The organism is Cryptosporangium phraense (assembly GCF_006912135.1).
Lineage (GTDB): Bacteria > Actinomycetota > Actinomycetes > Mycobacteriales > Cryptosporangiaceae > Cryptosporangium > Cryptosporangium phraense.
In genome coordinates this window covers 18,634-33,689 of record NZ_VIRS01000042.1, presented here as the reverse complement: position 1 = coordinate 33,689, position 15,056 = coordinate 18,634, and the positions used below count along the sequence as shown (strand labels likewise).

The following is a 15,056-nucleotide window of genomic DNA, read 5'->3' as shown; positions in this document are numbered from 1 at the left end:
GCCCGTGCCGCCGCTGCCGCGCCGCTGACGGGCCGCCCGCGGCGCCGCTGCCGGGCGCGCCTGCGGCGCACCCGGCCCGACGCTCTACTTCGGAGGCATCCGGATGCCGCCGTCGACGCGGATGACCTCGGCGTTCATGTAACTGTTGGTCAGCACCTCGACGACCATGCTGGCGAGCTCGTCGGCGACCCCGAGCCGCTTCGGGAACAGCACGCTCGCCCCGAGCTTGGCCTTGAACGCGTCGGCGCCCTCGCCCTCGCCGTAGATCGGGGTGTCGATCAGCCCGGGCGCGATCGTGTTGAGGCGGACGCCGATGGCGGCCAGGTCGCGGGCCACGGGCAGGGTCATGCCGACGACCCCGCCCTTCGAGGCCGAGTACGACGCCTGGCCGATCTGCCCGTCGAACGCGGCCACCGAGGCCAGGTTGACGATCGCGCCGCGGGCGCCGTCGGCGTCGGGCTCGTTGCGGCTCATCGCGGTCGCGGCCAGCCGGGTCATGTCGAACGTCCCGATCAGGTTGATCGCGATCACCTTGCGGAACGCGTCGAGGTCGTGGGCCGAGTCGAACTCGCCGTCGCGGCCGACCGTGCGCTGGGCCCAGCCGATGCCGGCCGAGTTGACCACCGCGCGCAGCGGCGCGATCTCGGTCGCCGCGGTGACAGCCGCCTTGATCTGGTCGGTGTCGGTGACGTCGACCCGAACGAAGAGGCCGCCGATCTCCTTCGCGAGCGCCTCGCCCTTGTCGGCCTGCAGATCGGCGACGACGACCGTTGCACCCTTGGCGGCGAGCTGGCGGGCCGCAGCCGCACCGATACCCGACGCGCCTCCGGTGACGATGGCACTAGCGCCATTGATGTCCATATTCGTCCCCTCAGAAGTAGTCAGGCCTGACTGTAGCCAACGGCGGTCAGCGCACGACGTCGAAAACGTTCTTCTGGACGCCGTTGGGGTAGGTCGCCGACTCGACCAGCGTCAGCTTCTGGGCGTCCTTGTCGGTGGCGCTGAACAGACGCTTGCCCGCACCGAGCAGGAGCGGGAAGACCAGCAGGTGGTAGCGGTCGATCAGGCCGGCGTCGGACAGGCTCTGGTTCAGCGACGCGCTGCCGTGCACGATGATCGGCCCGCCGTCGGTCTCCTTGAGGGCGGCGACGTCGTCCACCGACCGCAGGATCGTGGTCTCGCCCCAGTTCGTGACCAGGTCGTTCTCGGCGAGGGTGGTCGAGACGACGTACTTGGGCATCACCTTGTAGAGCGCGAAGTCGTCCATGCCCGGCCACACCGGGCTGAACGCCTGGTAGCTGACCCGTCCCATCAGCATCGCGGCCGCCTCCTCCTGCTCGCGGCCCTTGATCTCGAAGGCCTCGGGCAGGAACTCGACGTTCTTGAACGTCCAGCCGGAGTTGCGGTAGCCCGGCTCGCCGCCCGGGGCCTCGACCACGCCGTCGAGCGAGACGAACGCGGTGCTGATCAGAGTGCGCATGGTGTTTCCTCCTGAACTCTTTGCCACTACTACGAGCGCCGTGCCCGGGCTACGACACCGCCGCCGAAACAATTTTCCGGGCCGTGCTCACCAGGCTCGCGATCGCCTCCTCGGGCGGCAGTCGGCACAGGTCGAGGAGCGTGAACACCGACTCCGCGCTGATCACGACCGAGAGGTCACGAACGAGCTCGTCGACGTCGAAATCGGGGTGTTTCTCGACCCAGGGGGCGAGCGCGTGCTCGATGAGCGCGAACCGCTGGACCGGACGGTCCGGAGCGGTCGACGGTTTCGCGATCGTCGAGGCGACGACCATCCGGACCGCGCCCTGGCGGCGCAGCACGGCCCGGCCGAGGATCTCCGCGGCCAGGCCGACCCGCTCGACCGGATCGTCGCCCTCGACGACCGACCGCAGGACCGCGACCTGGTCCTCCACCATCACCGCGGCCCGCAGCAGCGTGACCAGGTCGGGGAAGTGGCGGTAGGCGGTCGCCTCGGAGACCCGGGCCGCGGCCGCGATCGCCGGCATCGAGATCTCCGCACCGGAGTCGGCGAGTTCGCGGGCGGCCGCGACGATCGCCGACCGCGTGCGCTCGATCTGGTTGGTGCGCATGGCCGACGATAGCACCCTCCCTTTATGAGAGCGCACTTGCATTAAGCGAGTGAACCCTCCTAAGGTGCAGGCACCAACTACCCAGGAGGCGACATGGTCGCGGTGTCGATCGTCGGTCCGGACGACGGCGAGCTCATCGTCAACGGGCCGACGCGGATCCGGATCCTCGAGGACGGCAGCAACACCGCCCACCGGCTCGGGCTGGGCGAGATCGTGATCCCGCCGCACACGGCCGGCCCGCCGCAGCACCGCCACTCCCAGCACGACGAGGGCTTCTACGTGCTCTCGGGCAGCGTGCGTTTCACGGTGGGGGAGGACGACCACGACGCGCCCGCCGGCACCTGGGTGATGGTGCCGCCGGGGGCGCCGCACACGTTCGCCAACGTCGGCGACGACACCGCGGTCATGCTGAACACGTTCACGCCGGACCTGTACGTGCAGTACTTCCGCGACCTGAAGTCGATGGTCGAATCCGGGCAGCCGCTGACGCGCGAGACCGTCGCCGCGGTCTGGACCAAGTACGGCACCGAGCCGGCGTGACCGTTCTTCTGCTCGCCAACACCCTCGCCGCGCTGGTCAGCGTCGGGTTCGCGGTGCTCGGTGGGGTGCGGCCGGAGGCGTTGAGCGAGGGTGACCGGTTCTTCGCCTGGATGTACGCGGTCCGGGGCGTGCCGCTGGGCGTGGCCGCGGGGCTCGTTCCGTTGTTCTGGACCGGGCCCGCGGTGGTGGTCGTGCTGCTCGCGGCCGCGGCGGCCCAGGTCGGTGACGCGGCGATCGGGCTCGCCACCCGGAAATGGGCGATGATCGCCGGCGCGTCGGTTCTCGTCGTCGTTCACGTCGCCACGGCCATCGCTGCGCGATGAACCGGTCGCGGTGGACGCCCGGCGAAACCCGCCCGGGCGGCTCCGCGAGTGTCCACAATCGCGGCCATGACCTACCGCGTGATCCAGTGGGCAACCGGCGGCGTCGGCCGGGCGGCGATCGAACACCTCGTGCTGCACCCCGACCTGACCCTCGTCGGCTGCTGGGTGCACGGCCCGGAGAAGGCCGGCCTGGACGCCGGGGAGATCGCCGGGATCGGGCCGCTGGGCGTCCCCGCGACGAACGACCAGGACGAAATCCTGCGGTCGGACGCCGACTGCGTGCTGTACGCGCCGCTGGTGCCGAACCCGGCCGAGGTCGCGGCCCTGCTCCGCTCGGGCAAGAACGTCGTCACGCCGGTCGGCTGGTTCTGGCCGGGGCCGAAGGAGCGGGCGGCCATGGAGGCGGCCGCCGTCGAGGGCGGGGTCAGCCTGCACGGCACCGGCATCGACCCCGGCGGGGTGACCGAGCAGCACCCGCTGTTCTTCGCCGGCCTGTCGTCGGCGGTGACGTTCGTGCGCGGCGAGGAATTCTCCGACGTCCGGACGTACGGCGCGCCGGACGTCGTCCGGTACTTCATGGGGTTCGGCGGTCCGCCCGAGGAGGCGCGGGCCGGGTCCCTGCTGCGCCGGCTGAGCGGCGGGTTCACGCAGTCGGTGCAGATGTGCCTCGACGCTCTCGGGTTCGCCGACGCCGAGATCCGCCCGAGCCACGAGATCGCGGTCGCGACCGCACCGATCGAGGGGCCGGCCGGGACGATCCGGCCCGGGGAGGTCGCGGCTCAGCGGTTCGCGTGGGAGGCGTTCGTGGGGGAGCGCAAGGTGGTGCGGGTCGCCGTCAACTGGTTCATGGGGGACGAGCACCTGGACCCGCCGTGGACGTTCGGTCCGGCCGGGGAGCGCTACGAGGTCGAGGTGCAGGGCGATCCGGGGTGCACGGTGGTGATCAACGGCTGGACGCCGTCGACGGTCGCCGACGCCGGGCGGAACCCGGGCGTCGTCGCGACCGCCGCGCACTGCGTGAACTCCATACCGGCCGTCTGCGCGGCGCCGCCCGGCGTCGTCACGTTCGTCGATCTTTCGCTGGTGACCGGCCGCGCCCACCCGGACCTAGCCCGGTGACCGGGCGATCCGCCAGAGCGCGACGGTGGTGGCCGCGCGGGCGTAGCCGGCCGGGCTGAGCAGCGCGTACCCGAGGTGGGACTCGACCCAGACGATGCGCTGGTGCAGCGTCGAGTGGTGCAGGTTCAGCCGCCGGGCGGCCTCCCGGATGCTGCTGTGGCTCAGCACCGCGTCGATCACCGCGGTGACCCAGGGCCGTTGGGCGCACAGCTCCTCGATCCGCCGGACGTCGGGGACGGCGGCGGCGGCTTCGGCGTCGAACTGCTCGGCCAGCGCGGCCAGACTGCCCAGCTCCTCGTAGCGGACGTGGACCGGGCCGCCGGTGATCGGGTCGACGGCCAGGCGCAGGGCGGTGGCCGCTCGGCGCCGGGCGTCCGGGAGATCGTCGCTGGTGGAGGTGGTGCGACCGGCCGCGATCGCCGTCGGGACGACGTCGGACGGAGCGAGCAGGTGGATGCGCAGGCCGTCGAGGACCGGGCCGGGCGGGAGGCCGTCGGCCTCGCCGACGGAGGTGGCGACGACCTCGACGGTCGCGCCGAGCCCGAGGTGACGGACCGCGGCCCGGCGCTCGGCGAGGCCGGAGTCCGGGTCACAGGCGATCCGGATCGCGGCCAGCGACGGATGGGCGTCGCGGGTCTGCGCGACCGCGTCGATGCTCCGGGCGCAGCGCTCGAGGATCAGCTGGTCGAGCGGGCCGGCGGCCCCGTCGCGGGTGAGCCAGACGGTCAGCCGCTCCCACCGCTCGACGGTCGCCGACGAGGGGACGGAGTCGGCCGGGAGGCGGCGGCCCCGGGCGTCGAAACAGACGTGTACCCCGCGGCCGGCGTCGTGCAGCCCGGCCGGGCAGCCGGCCAGCGCGGCCGCGGCCCGCAGCATCGCCGGGGTGGAGGCGCGCTGGTCGACGAGGGCCTCGAAGTGCGAGATCACGCGCAGCGCGGTCGCCGCGTCGCCGTCGACGACGCTGAGCTTGTTGATCAACTCGCGCACGAGCCACCGCCATATGTCGGGTAGCGACCTTAACATCGCGGCCATTGGCGGCTGCCCGGATCGGTGACCAGGACTGAGACTGGGACTCCACCGCAACGAAGGAGTCGCGATGACGGTGATCGGCCCGCCCACGCCCTACGACCCCGAGCTCGCCGCCGCACTGGAGCAGATCGTTCCGCTGCTCGCGTCGCTGATGAGCGGTGAGGTCCCGGCCGGCGATCAGCCGGCGCTGATGGTGCCGCTGACCGACGAGGATCTGACCCGCAACGGCCGGTTCAGCGTCGAGGAGCGGTCGGTGCCGGGGCCGCCGGACAGTCCCGAGATCTCGCTGCTGATCATCCGGCCGGTCGACGCGCCCGGCCCGACGCCGGTCTTCTACCACACGCACGGCGGCGGGATGATCACCGGCGACAACCGGCTCGGCCTGGACTCGGTGCTGACCTGGGCCGAGGAGTTCGGTGCGGCCGTCGTGTCGGTCGAGTACCGCCTGGCTCCGGCGACGCCCCACCCCGGGCCGATCGAGGACGTCTACGCCGGGCTGGAGTGGGTGGCCGCGAACGCGGTGTCGCTCGGGATCGACCCGTCCCGGGTGGTGATCGCCGGAGCCAGCGCGGGCGGTGGGCTCACCGCTGCGCTCGCGCTGCTGGCCCGGGACCGGGGCGGGCCCGCGGTGGTCGGTCAGGTGCTGATGTGCCCGATGCTCGACGACCGGAACGACACGGTCTCGGCCGTCCAGATGACCGGCCTCGGGGTGTGGGACAGCCAGGCCAACGCGGCCGGCTGGGGCGCGTTGCTCGGCGAGGCCCGAGGCACGGCCGACGTGTCCCCGTACGCGGCCCCGGCCCGCGCCACCGACCTGCGGAACCTGCCGCCGGCCCTGGTCGACGTCGGTTCGGCCGAGACGTTCCGCGACGAGGCGGTGGCCTATGCGAGCGCGATCTGGCAGGCCGGTGGGCAGTGCGAACTGCACGTCTGGCCGGGCGGATTCCACGGCTACGACGGTTTCGTGCCGCACGCGGCGCTCTCCGAGGACACCCGAGAGGCCCGCCTACGCTGGCTCCGCCGCCTACTCGGCGCATAAAGCTTCACCGGGTCCCCGCCCGGCCGAATCTATGGATCATGCGGGTTGCTGCCGAAAGAGGCGTGCGGGGGTCGCCGCTGGCGGTCGGGTTGGCCATCTTCGCGCTGGTCGGGGCCGCTCGTAGTGGATGGTTCACCGAGGGCGACACGTTCTGGCAGGTCCAGACCGGCACGGAGATCCGGCACCGGCACACGGTGTTCCTCCCCGACACGTTCTCCTGGTCGCTGGCCGGCCGGACCTGGCACCCCAACTCCTGGCTGTTCGACGTCCTGCTCTCGGTGGCCTACACCTCGGCCGGCCCGATCGGGCTCGCCCTCTGCACTCTGTGCTGCGTCGCGGTGGTCGGGGTGGGCGTCGGGCTGCCGGCGCGCGCGCTCGGCGTGCGTCCGGAGGTCCTCGCGGTCAGTACGACGCTGTTGGTGCTGCCGTTGGTGCTCTGGCTCAGCGCCCGCCCGCAGACGCTGACGTACGCGCTGCTGCCGATCGTCGTCTTGCTGGCGGCCCGGCTCATGGAGTGGAGCGGGCGTCGATTCCTGGTCGGCCTCGCCGGGCTGTATCTGCTCGTCGTGCTGTGGATGAACCTGCACCTGGCCGCGCTGGCGGCGGTGCCCGCGGTGGCCGCGGGGCTCGGTGCCCTGATGCTCGCCCAACGGCGCGCGCGTCCCCGAGCCGCGGTGATCACGACCGTCGTGCTGCTCGGCTGCCTCAGCTCACCGTTCGGCACCGACGCGCTCAGCTCCGCGCTCGCGACCAGGGATGCGTCGGCCGCGCTGATCCCCGAGTGGGCCCCGCTCTGGCGCGCGAACGGCCTGACGCTCTTCACCTGGCTCGGCGCCGCGCTCGCGGTCGCGCTCACCGCCGCCGGGTGGCGGCGTCGTCCGCGGGAGCCGCTGCTCGCGGTCTGGACCGGCGCGACCGGCATCCTGCTCTTGGCCAGCGTCGATTCGATCCGGTTCGCGCCGATGGCGCTCATCCTCGCGGTGCCCGCGGTCGCCTCCTGGGCGTCCGGCGTCGACTGGCGCGCCGGTCCGCGCCGCCGCCGGGTCGCGTTCCTGTCCAGCGGCACCGCGGCCGGCTTCGCCGCCACGCTGCTGGTCGTGAGCCTGGTCCGACTGCCCGACCTCGGACGTCCGACCCCGGCCAGCTATCCCACCGACGCCACCGTGCAGGCGATTCCGGACGGCTGTCGAGTGCTCAACGAGTACGACGACGGCGGCTATCTCATCCTGCGCCGCTCCGAGGACGGGGTGCGCGTCGCGCTCGACGGGCGGAACGACGTCTACGGCGCCGAGCTCATCACCCACCAGCAGGGCCTGATCCAAGGGCGTCCCGGCGCGCTCGCCGAGCTGGCCCGCCACGAGGTCCACTGCCTGCTGCTGATGCCGCACCGCCCGCTGGTCGCCCAGGCGAAGGCCGAGGGCTGGCGCGTGCGGGCCTCCGATCGCAACCGCGTCCTCCTGCTTGACGTCCGTAGCTAATAGCATTAGCCTTCTGGATAACAAAGTTAGCCGGAAGGGAAATGCCATGACTGAGTTCCTGAACGTCGACGGTGGGACGATCGCCTACGAGGTGACCGGCAGCGGGCCGCTGGTCGTGCTGGCCCACGGCATGGGCGACAGCCGCGAGTCCTACCGCTTCGTCACTCCGCAGCTGGCCGCGGCCGGGTACCGCGTCGCCGCCGTCGACCTGCGCGGCTGCGGCGAGTCGAGCGTCGGCTGGCCGTCGTACTCCCGCACCGACATCGCCGGTGACCTGATCGCGGTCATCCGCCACCTCGGCGGCCTGGCCGTGCTCGTCGGGCAGTCGATCTCCGGTGGCGCGGCCACGATCGCGGCCGCGCAGGCGCCCGAGCTGATCACCGGCATCGTCGAGATCGCGCCGTTCACCCGGCCGACGTCGATGCGGCTCGGCGACTTCCGGCACACGCACTACCGCAGGGGCGCGTTCCGGTTACTCGGCACCGGCCTGCTGGGCAGCGTCAAGCTCTGGAGGAGCTACCGCGCGCTGGCGTTCCCCGGCGTCAAGCCGGCCGACTGGGCCGTCGACGTCCAGCGGGTCGACGCGCTGATGCGCGAGCCCGGCCGGATGAAGGCCATGCAGAAGATGGGGCTGTCGGCTCCCAAGGACGCCGGCGCACAGCTCGGCAACGTCCGCTGCCCGGTGCTGATCATCGAGGGCACGCAGGACCCCGACTGGGTGGACCCGCGGGCCGAGGGCGAGGCGATCGTGGCCGCGATGCCGGCCGGGTTGGCCCGGCTCGAGCTGGTCGAGGGCGCCGGTCACTACCCGCACACCCAGTACCCCGACCGGACCGCCGCGCTGATCCTCTCGTTCCTCCGCGACCACGCCTGACGCCGGCTCGTCCCCTGGGTGGGGATCGGCGTGGCTCGGCCGCCGCCGACGGTCCGCAACGCCGTGCGCACCCCAGAGTGAGCCGACGTCGACGGAACGGAGCGCACCGATGGGTCAGGATCCCGCACGCTCGAGGGAGCTGAGCCGCCGCCGAGCGCTCACGCTCGGCGCCCTGAGCGGCCTCGCCGCCGCCACGGCCGCCTCCGGCCCGGCCGCAACCGCGGCCGCCCCCACCGGCCCGCGCACCGGCCCCGGAACCGGCGGGCCCGGGCCGTTCACCCGGCCCCGCGGGCTCGACGGCCGCGCGCTGCTCCCCGGCGACCGCGGCTACGCCCTCGAGACCGCCCCGTTCAACCTCACCCAGCAACCCACCCCCGGCCTCGTCATCGCCGCCGAGACCCCGGCCGACGTCCGGGCCGCCGTCCGGCTCGCCACCGAGCGCCACGCGCCGGTCGCCGTGCTCGCCACCGGCCACCAGCCCTCGGTCCCGATCGGCCGGGACGCCGTCCTGGTGAGCACCCGGTCGATGCGCGGGGTCACGATCGACGCCCGCCGCCACCGGGCCCGGGCCGAGGCCGGCGCGCTCTGGCAGGACGTCCTCGACAAGTGCGTCCCGGCCGGGCTCGCGCCGATCGTGGGCTCCACCCCGATCGTCGGCGTCGTCGGCTACACGCTCGGCGGTGGACTCAGCCCGACTCTCGGCCGCACCTACGGGTACGCCGCCGACCACGTCCGCAGCGTCGACCTGGTCGGTGCCGACGGACGACTCCGCACGGTCACCGCCGACAGCGACCCGGAACTCTTCTTCGGACTCCGCGGCGGCAAGAGCAACTTCGGCCTGGTCACCGCGATCGAGTTCGACCTGTTCCCGGTCACCTCGTTCTACGGCGGCGCGATCTACTTCGACGGAAAGGACGCGGCCCGGCTGTTCCACGCCTACCGCCGCTGGACCACGACCGTCCCCGACGCGATGTCGTCCTCAGTGGCCCTGATCAGGATGCCGCCGGCCGCGCCGCCCCCGCTCCGGAACAAGCTCGTCGCCGCCCTGCGCATCTGCTACCTCGGCTCCGAGAAGGCCGGAAAGAGCCTGGTCGAGCCATTGCGCGCGGCCGCGACCCCGTTGATCGACGGCGTGAAGACCCAGCCCTTCGAAGCGTTCCCGTCCATCCACGCCGACCCCGTCGATCCGGTCGCCGCGTACGAGCGCACCGGCCTGCTCCGCGAGCTCACCGCCGATGCGGTCGACACGCTGATCGCGCTGACCGGCCCGGCCGCGCCCGTCCCGATCTCGCTGGTCGAGGTCCGGCACCTCGGCGGCGCGCTGGGCCGCGCGCCCGAGCAGCCGGACGCGGTCTCGAACCGCGACGCGGCCTACACGCTCTTCATGGCCGGCTTCGGGGAGGCCGACGCGACCAGGAGCGCGGAAGCCGAGGTCATCCGGAGAATGGCCCCCTGGAGCACCGGCGGCATGTACCTCAACTTCATGGCCGAGGACGACGCCTCACCCGACGCCGTCCGCCACGCCTACCGCCCCGACGTCTACCAGCGGCTACGCCGGCTCAAGCGCCGCGTCGACCCGACGAACACGTTCCGCCTGAACCACAACATCCCCCCGGCCTGACCTACCGCACCCCGTCGGGAACGGGCCACCGCGCGGACCGGCCTCAGCACGTCGACCAGCGGACCGCCGACCGTCGGGGTCGGGTCGGCCGGGTCGTAAGTGAACCGGCCGGGCCCGGCCTCGTCGTCCGGCGCGACGCCGAGGCCGCCTCCGCCCCGGAGGTGCAGCACCTCGTCGCGCGCGGGCGGAGGCCAGGACTCGATCGCCAGCCACCGCCGGGTCTGCCGTCGAGGTGATGGTTCAGCCATCGGACGTCGCTTCGGACGCCCGCAGCTCACCCGACTCGCCGTGGATCCACGGGCCGACGACGAGCCACCCCGGATACCCGCCACACGCAGGGCCGCGGGCGACGAAGTTACGCCAGAACGGCACCGGGGCGCCCGCGACCCGCACGTCGGCGGCCTGCCGGGGCAGGCCCTCCGGCGCGTGGCGCACCCGCGGTCCGGACCCGAGGCCGGGGCGGCCGCGCTCCTGCCTGCCGACGGTCGCCGACCAGCTCAGCGCGGTGCGGAGCCGCGGCACGCCGTGCCGGCTCACCGAGCCACCGCCCGCTGCGTGTGTCCGAAGTAGCTCCCGCCGGTCATCGCGACCCGCCCGTCGTCGCGCCCGGTCGTGAACGGCCGGAACCGCCCGCCGGAGTGAACGTCGCCGGGTGGCCTGGGCGAACACTTGGAAGCCGGCGCGCGCCGGCGGGGCCGCGAACAGTCCGCCGCAGGCGGATGAGGACCACGGGCCGCGGACGCTCCGGGCCGACCGGACGACAGCGGTCGGCCAGGAGCGTGACGCCGTCCGCCACCCCACCGGCCGAACGGGTCAGTTTCGCCAACTCAGGCGGCGATCATCCCCCGACGTGCGCGGCCGCGGCCAGAATCGCGTCGACGGCCGGCTGCGGCTGCGACACCATCGAGACGTGCGACGCGCTGACCTCGGAGATCGTCGCCCCGGCCCGCTCGGCCATCGAGCGCTGGGTCGCCGGCGGGATGATCAGGTCTTCCGTGCCGACGACGGCCCAACTCGGCAGCACCTTCCAGGCCGCGCCGGGCGAGGGGGTCGTGTTGGCGGCCAGCGTGATCGGCCGCTGGCCGGTGGCGATCAGCGACCGGTCGGTCTCGGACAGGTCCTGGGCGAAGAACTTGTGGACGGTGTCGGGCTTCAGGAACGCCTCGGCGTCGCCCTCGGGCGCACCCGGGTAGCCGACGATGTCGAGCACGGTCGTCGGGTCGGCGACGGCGAGCGCCGAGCCGGAGCCGCCGAGGATCTGGAAGACGAACTCGCCCTCGTCGGGGATGAACGCATCGACGTAGACCAGCGCCTTGACGTCACCCCCGCCGGTGGCCGCGTTGGTGATGACGAAGCCGCCGTAGGAGTGCCCGACCAGGACGACCGGGCCGCTCGTGCGCTGGGCCAGGAACGAAGCGATGTAGGCGGCGTCGGTCTCGGGGCCGCGCAGCAGGTTCGGGGGAGCGAGGACGGTGAAGCCTTGGCTCTGCAGCTCGGACGCGACCGGGTTCCAACTGGATGCGTCGGCCCAGGCGCCGTGAACGAGGACGATGGTGGGTTTAGCCATGTTTGTCTCCCGCGCAGTCTGAATCAGACGGGAGGAGCATAGGGGGTGGGAACGCCTCGGTGAGAGCGTTCCCACCACCGTTCAACTCAGCCGTAGACGACGTCGGACAGCTTCACGTACGCCCAGCGATGGTTGAGGGAGATCGCCAGGTAGGTTTGCGCCCCCTTGATCACCGTATGGTTCATCGGGACGTTCGCCCCGTCGAACCGGGCGTAGTAGTTCGCCGCCGGCGTGACCTCCCCGACAACGTACTTCTGCCCGGCCGCGATCGTGTACTGCAACGGCGTCCCGACGTCCGGCGTGATGCCCGACGGGTACTCGGACGCGTCCGGGAACGCTTTGCCGTAGGTCGGGATCGACGTCTTCCCGGCGGCCGGCGTGATCGTCTTCACCGCGACGCCGCACCGCTTGACGATCGTGTGCGTCGGGTCGTGGATCCAGGCCTGTTGCCCGGCCCACCAGATCGCCACCCAGTCGCCCTGCACGCCCGCGACGACGTACTGCCGGCCGAACGTGGCCTTGTCGCCCCAGTCCTCGGCGTTCCGGGTGCCGGGGGAGCCGCTGGGCTGCAACGCCGGATCGCTGATCAGCGGCGCGTCGTCCTGCGGGGCGCTGTAGAGGAACGTGAAGTTCGTACCCTGCTCGGGCAGGTCCTGGCACGGAGTGGGGGAGCAGCCCGGGATGGCCTGGCGGTTGGTGGCGAAGTCGGGCGAGATCGTCACGACGTCGCCGGCCTTCAAGGCCGCCGCGCTCCGGACCGGGGCCTTGATCAGGTCCATGTAGTGCTGCCAGTCCCAGAACGGGCCGGGGTCCCAGTGCTGGGTGGCGACGCGGGCGGCGTCCCGGCCGGGCACCTCGTCGTGGCCGATGATGTGGTTGCGGTCGAGCGGAATCTGGTACTTCGCCGCCAGGTAGCGCACCAGCTTGGCCGACGACCGGTACATCGCCTCCGTGTACCAGGTCGCGCCCTCGCGGGCGACGCCCTCGTGCTCGATGCCGATCGACGTCTGGTTGATGTTCCAGTTGCCCGCGTGCCAGCCGACGTCCTTGGTGCGGATCATCTGCGTGATCTCGCCGTCGCTGGACCGGATCACGTAGTGCGACGCGACATACGTGAGCGGGTTCTGGGCCGCGGCGATCGTGCTCTCGTACGAACTCTCGGTGTCGTGGATGACGATGTACCGGATCTTGTCCCCGTCGGCCGGGCGGTCGGCCGGGTCGTAGTTGCCGTAGTCGTTCGGGTCGGCGGTGTTGTTCCAGGCGTAGGCGGCCGGGACGAACCGGCAGGTCACACCGGAGGGGCACTCCACGGCGGGGTCGGCGGCCCGCGCGCGGGCCGGGGTGGTCACCGCGGTCTTCGGCAGCGAGACCCGCTGGCCGTTCGTCGTCGTTCGGGCCGCGCCGGCCCGCATCGACTCGAACACGTCGTCGGCGAAGGCGTCCGCGCCGGTCGCCGACGCGCCGCTGTACCAGGCGACCGCTGGATACCACCCGGCGAGGTCCTTCGGCGTCGTGCCGACGTGGTGCGCCAGCAGCAGTGCCCCGCCCCGGATGTTCAGCGCCCGGTCGGTCTTGAGCTGCTCGGCGTCGACGCCCAGCAGCTTCGCCGCCGCGTCCAGGCGGTGCAGCGACTCATCCTTCTCGATGGCCGCCGCGTCGACGTCCGCGCCCGTCCCTCGTGCGTCCTCCGCGCGCACGTCGGCCGGGTCGACGTCGGTCAGGTGCATCGGGCCGTACCCGCCGGACGCGCTGGCGGCCGGGCCGTGGTCGTCCCAGCGGGTCAGCGCGTAGGAGACCGCGAGCAGGACCGGAGCCGGAACCTTCGACTCGGCCGCGGCCGCGGCGAACTCGCTCTGCAGCGTGCCGTCGGCCGCCGCGGCCGGCCGGGTGGCGACCCCGAGGGAGCCCACGACGGCCAGGGATAAGAGAAATGTGAGGATGCGGTACCGCGCCTCATGCCTATACATGGGGCACAACCCTATACATAGGACACAACGAGAACCGGAACTCGTGGTCCGGTCGTCTCCCTGGGCGTGAGAGGAATGGCAGACCCCGACGAGGAAGAACTCGTCCGACGCGTCGCGACGGGCGACCGGGCCGCGTTCGACGAGCTGTACCGCCGGACGTCGCCGTGGCTCGCGGTGCGCCTGCGTCGACGCTGCACCGACGACGACGTGATCGCCGACGTCCTCCAGGAGACCTACCTGGCGGTCTGGCGGGCGGCGGGCAGCTACGCGGGCGCGGCGACCAACGGCAGCGCGGTGGGCTGGCTGTGGAGCATCGCCGCCAACCGGCTGGTCGACGCGTTCCGCCGGCGCGCCCGCCAGGCCCGGGTGCCGACGATTCCGCTGCTGGGCGCCACCGCACCGGCCGCCGAGGACGAGGTGCTGGCCGGTCGCGTCGACCAGGACCTGGAGCAGGCCCTGCTGCGCCTGCCGCCCGAGCTGCGCCAGGTGCTGCAGGCGATGGTGCTCGACGGGCTGTCCGTCCGGCAGACGTCGGTGCTGCTCAGCGTGCCCGAGGGCACGGTCAAGACCCGCGCCCGCCGGGCCCGGATCGCACTGCGGGAGGCGCTGTCATGACTCATCCCAGTGACGCTCAGCTGGCCGGTTACGCGGCCGGGAGCACCGCGCTCGACGACGCCGCCCTGTGGTCGATCGAGACCCATCTCGACACGTGTGCGGGCTGCCGGGCCGGGCTGGCCGGGTTCGCCGCGCCTTCGACGCGCGCCCTGCTCGACCGGGTCTCGGTGGCGCTGGACGACCGGATCGCGGCCGACCCGGCGCCGGCCCCCCGCGGCCGGGCCGCGTCCGCCTCCCGCCGGTGGCTGGTCTGGACGCTGGTGCCGTGGCTCGCGATGACGGTCGCGGTGCTGGGCTGCGCGGTGCTGCTGCAGGCGGCCGAGCCCTCGCTGCCGTCGCTGGTCTTGCTGCTCTCCCCGGTCGCGCCGCTGCCCGGGGTCGCGGTGGCCTGGAGCCGGCGGACCGACCCGGTCTGGGAGCTGATCGCCACGACGCCCGCCGCCGGCCTCGCGCTGGTGCTGCGCCGGACGCTCGCGGTGCTCGTCGTCGTGGTGCCCGCGCTGCTGCTGGCCGGGGCCGGTACCGGCTCCTCGCTCGCGCTGGTGCTGCTGCCGTGTCTGGCGTTCACCGCGGCGACCGTCGCGCTGGGCGCTCTCACCGGCGTGCGCCGGGCGGCGATCGGCCTCGGCGCGGTCTGGCTCGCGGCCGTGCTGCTGCCGAGCATCGCCGTCGAACGGCTGTCGCCGGTGCTGCAGCCGGGCAGCGCGGTGGCCTGGGCGGTGGCCACCGTGGCGCTGGCCGCCCTCACCCCGCTCGCCGGAAACCACTTCCGCCGCCTGTCCAGCGGCAACTGA

At 72.8% G+C, this 15,056-nt stretch carries 16 protein-coding genes; 9 read left to right on the top strand and 7 right to left on the bottom strand.

Annotated features, from left to right (window positions below; all coding sequences use genetic code 11):
• Positions 1 to 84: 84 nt before the first annotated feature.
• From FL583_RS35185 to FL583_RS35175, 3 genes are read right to left on the bottom strand one after another with little or no spacing between them, the layout of a single operon-like run.
• The gene (locus FL583_RS35185; protein ID WP_142709223.1) at positions 85 to 861 is read right to left on the bottom strand and encodes an SDR family NAD(P)-dependent oxidoreductase; all 777 of its coding nucleotides are present in this window, start codon (positions 859 to 861) and stop codon (positions 85 to 87) included.
• A gap of 46 nt (positions 862 to 907) precedes the next feature.
• Positions 908 to 1,480, bottom strand: a complete 573-nt coding sequence (locus FL583_RS35180; RefSeq protein WP_142709222.1) for a dihydrofolate reductase family protein — start codon at positions 1,478 to 1,480, stop codon at positions 908 to 910.
• Between the two features lie 49 nt (positions 1,481 to 1,529).
• Positions 1,530 to 2,090, bottom strand: a complete 561-nt coding sequence (locus FL583_RS35175) for a TetR/AcrR family transcriptional regulator (RefSeq protein ID WP_142709221.1) — start codon at positions 2,088 to 2,090, stop codon at positions 1,530 to 1,532.
• A gap of 93 nt (positions 2,091 to 2,183) precedes the next feature.
• On the opposite strand from FL583_RS35175, the gene FL583_RS35170 reads away from it, so the two are divergent.
• The 3 genes from FL583_RS35170 to FL583_RS35160 all read left to right on the top strand — a co-directional run bounded on the left by FL583_RS35170 (position 2,184) and on the right by FL583_RS35160 (position 4,072).
• A complete protein-coding gene (locus FL583_RS35170) occupies positions 2,184 to 2,630 on the top strand; it encodes a cupin domain-containing protein (RefSeq protein ID WP_142709220.1) in 447 nt (148 codons plus the stop codon).
• Positions 2,627 to 2,953: a hypothetical protein gene (locus FL583_RS35165; protein ID WP_142709219.1), complete on the top strand. Its 327-nt coding sequence runs from the start codon at positions 2,627 to 2,629 to the stop codon at positions 2,951 to 2,953. The genes FL583_RS35170 and FL583_RS35165 overlap by 4 nt, the downstream gene beginning before the upstream one ends.
• Positions 2,954 to 3,019: 66 nt before the next feature.
• Entirely contained in the window at positions 3,020 to 4,072 is a 1,053-nt protein-coding gene (locus FL583_RS35160; RefSeq protein ID WP_142709218.1) for an NAD(P)H-dependent amine dehydrogenase family protein, read from the top strand.
• On the opposite strand, the gene FL583_RS35155 is transcribed toward FL583_RS35160, so the two are convergent.
• The gene (locus FL583_RS35155) at positions 4,061 to 5,059 is read right to left on the bottom strand and encodes a helix-turn-helix domain-containing protein (protein ID WP_142709217.1); all 999 of its coding nucleotides are present in this window, start codon (positions 5,057 to 5,059) and stop codon (positions 4,061 to 4,063) included. The genes FL583_RS35160 and FL583_RS35155 overlap by 12 nt on opposite strands.
• Positions 5,060 to 5,168: 109 nt before the next feature.
• Here FL583_RS35155 and FL583_RS35150 point away from each other — a divergent pair, with 109 nt between their 5' ends.
• From FL583_RS35150 to FL583_RS35135, 4 genes are all read left to right on the top strand, one after another.
• Entirely contained in the window at positions 5,169 to 6,140 is a 972-nt protein-coding gene (locus FL583_RS35150; protein WP_142709216.1) for an alpha/beta hydrolase, read from the top strand.
• Between the two features lie 38 nt (positions 6,141 to 6,178).
• Positions 6,179 to 7,618: a hypothetical protein gene (locus FL583_RS35145; RefSeq protein WP_142709215.1), complete on the top strand. Its 1,440-nt coding sequence runs from the start codon at positions 6,179 to 6,181 to the stop codon at positions 7,616 to 7,618.
• A gap of 46 nt (positions 7,619 to 7,664) precedes the next feature.
• Positions 7,665 to 8,492, top strand: a complete 828-nt coding sequence (locus FL583_RS35140; protein WP_142709214.1) for an alpha/beta fold hydrolase — start codon at positions 7,665 to 7,667, stop codon at positions 8,490 to 8,492.
• Between the two features lie 109 nt (positions 8,493 to 8,601).
• Positions 8,602 to 10,113, top strand: coding sequence for an FAD-binding oxidoreductase (locus FL583_RS35135; protein ID WP_142709213.1), 1,512 nt, complete (start codon positions 8,602 to 8,604; stop codon positions 10,111 to 10,113).
• 240 nt (positions 10,114 to 10,353) lie between these two features.
• On the opposite strand, the gene FL583_RS35130 is transcribed toward FL583_RS35135, so the two are convergent.
• The 3 genes from FL583_RS35130 to FL583_RS35120 form a co-directional block, all read right to left on the bottom strand.
• Positions 10,354 to 10,650 (bottom strand): hypothetical protein, encoded by a 297-nt coding sequence (locus FL583_RS35130; protein ID WP_142709212.1) that lies wholly within the window; start codon positions 10,648 to 10,650, stop codon positions 10,354 to 10,356.
• A gap of 301 nt (positions 10,651 to 10,951) precedes the next feature.
• Positions 10,952 to 11,680, bottom strand: coding sequence for an alpha/beta fold hydrolase (locus tag FL583_RS35125; RefSeq protein ID WP_142709211.1), 729 nt, complete (start codon positions 11,678 to 11,680; stop codon positions 10,952 to 10,954).
• 86 nt (positions 11,681 to 11,766) lie between these two features.
• Entirely contained in the window at positions 11,767 to 13,647 is a 1,881-nt protein-coding gene (locus FL583_RS35120) for an N-acetylmuramoyl-L-alanine amidase (protein ID WP_142709210.1), read from the bottom strand.
• 75 nt (positions 13,648 to 13,722) lie between these two features.
• Here FL583_RS35120 and FL583_RS35115 point away from each other — a divergent pair, with 75 nt between their 5' ends.
• Both FL583_RS35115 and FL583_RS35110 read left to right on the top strand, forming a co-directional pair.
• Positions 13,723 to 14,262: an RNA polymerase sigma factor gene (locus FL583_RS35115; protein WP_142709209.1), complete on the top strand. Its 540-nt coding sequence runs from the start codon at positions 13,723 to 13,725 to the stop codon at positions 14,260 to 14,262.
• The gene (locus FL583_RS35110) at positions 14,259 to 15,056 is read left to right on the top strand and encodes a cupin domain-containing protein (protein ID WP_142709208.1); all 798 of its coding nucleotides are present in this window, start codon (positions 14,259 to 14,261) and stop codon (positions 15,054 to 15,056) included. The genes FL583_RS35115 and FL583_RS35110 overlap by 4 nt, the downstream gene beginning before the upstream one ends.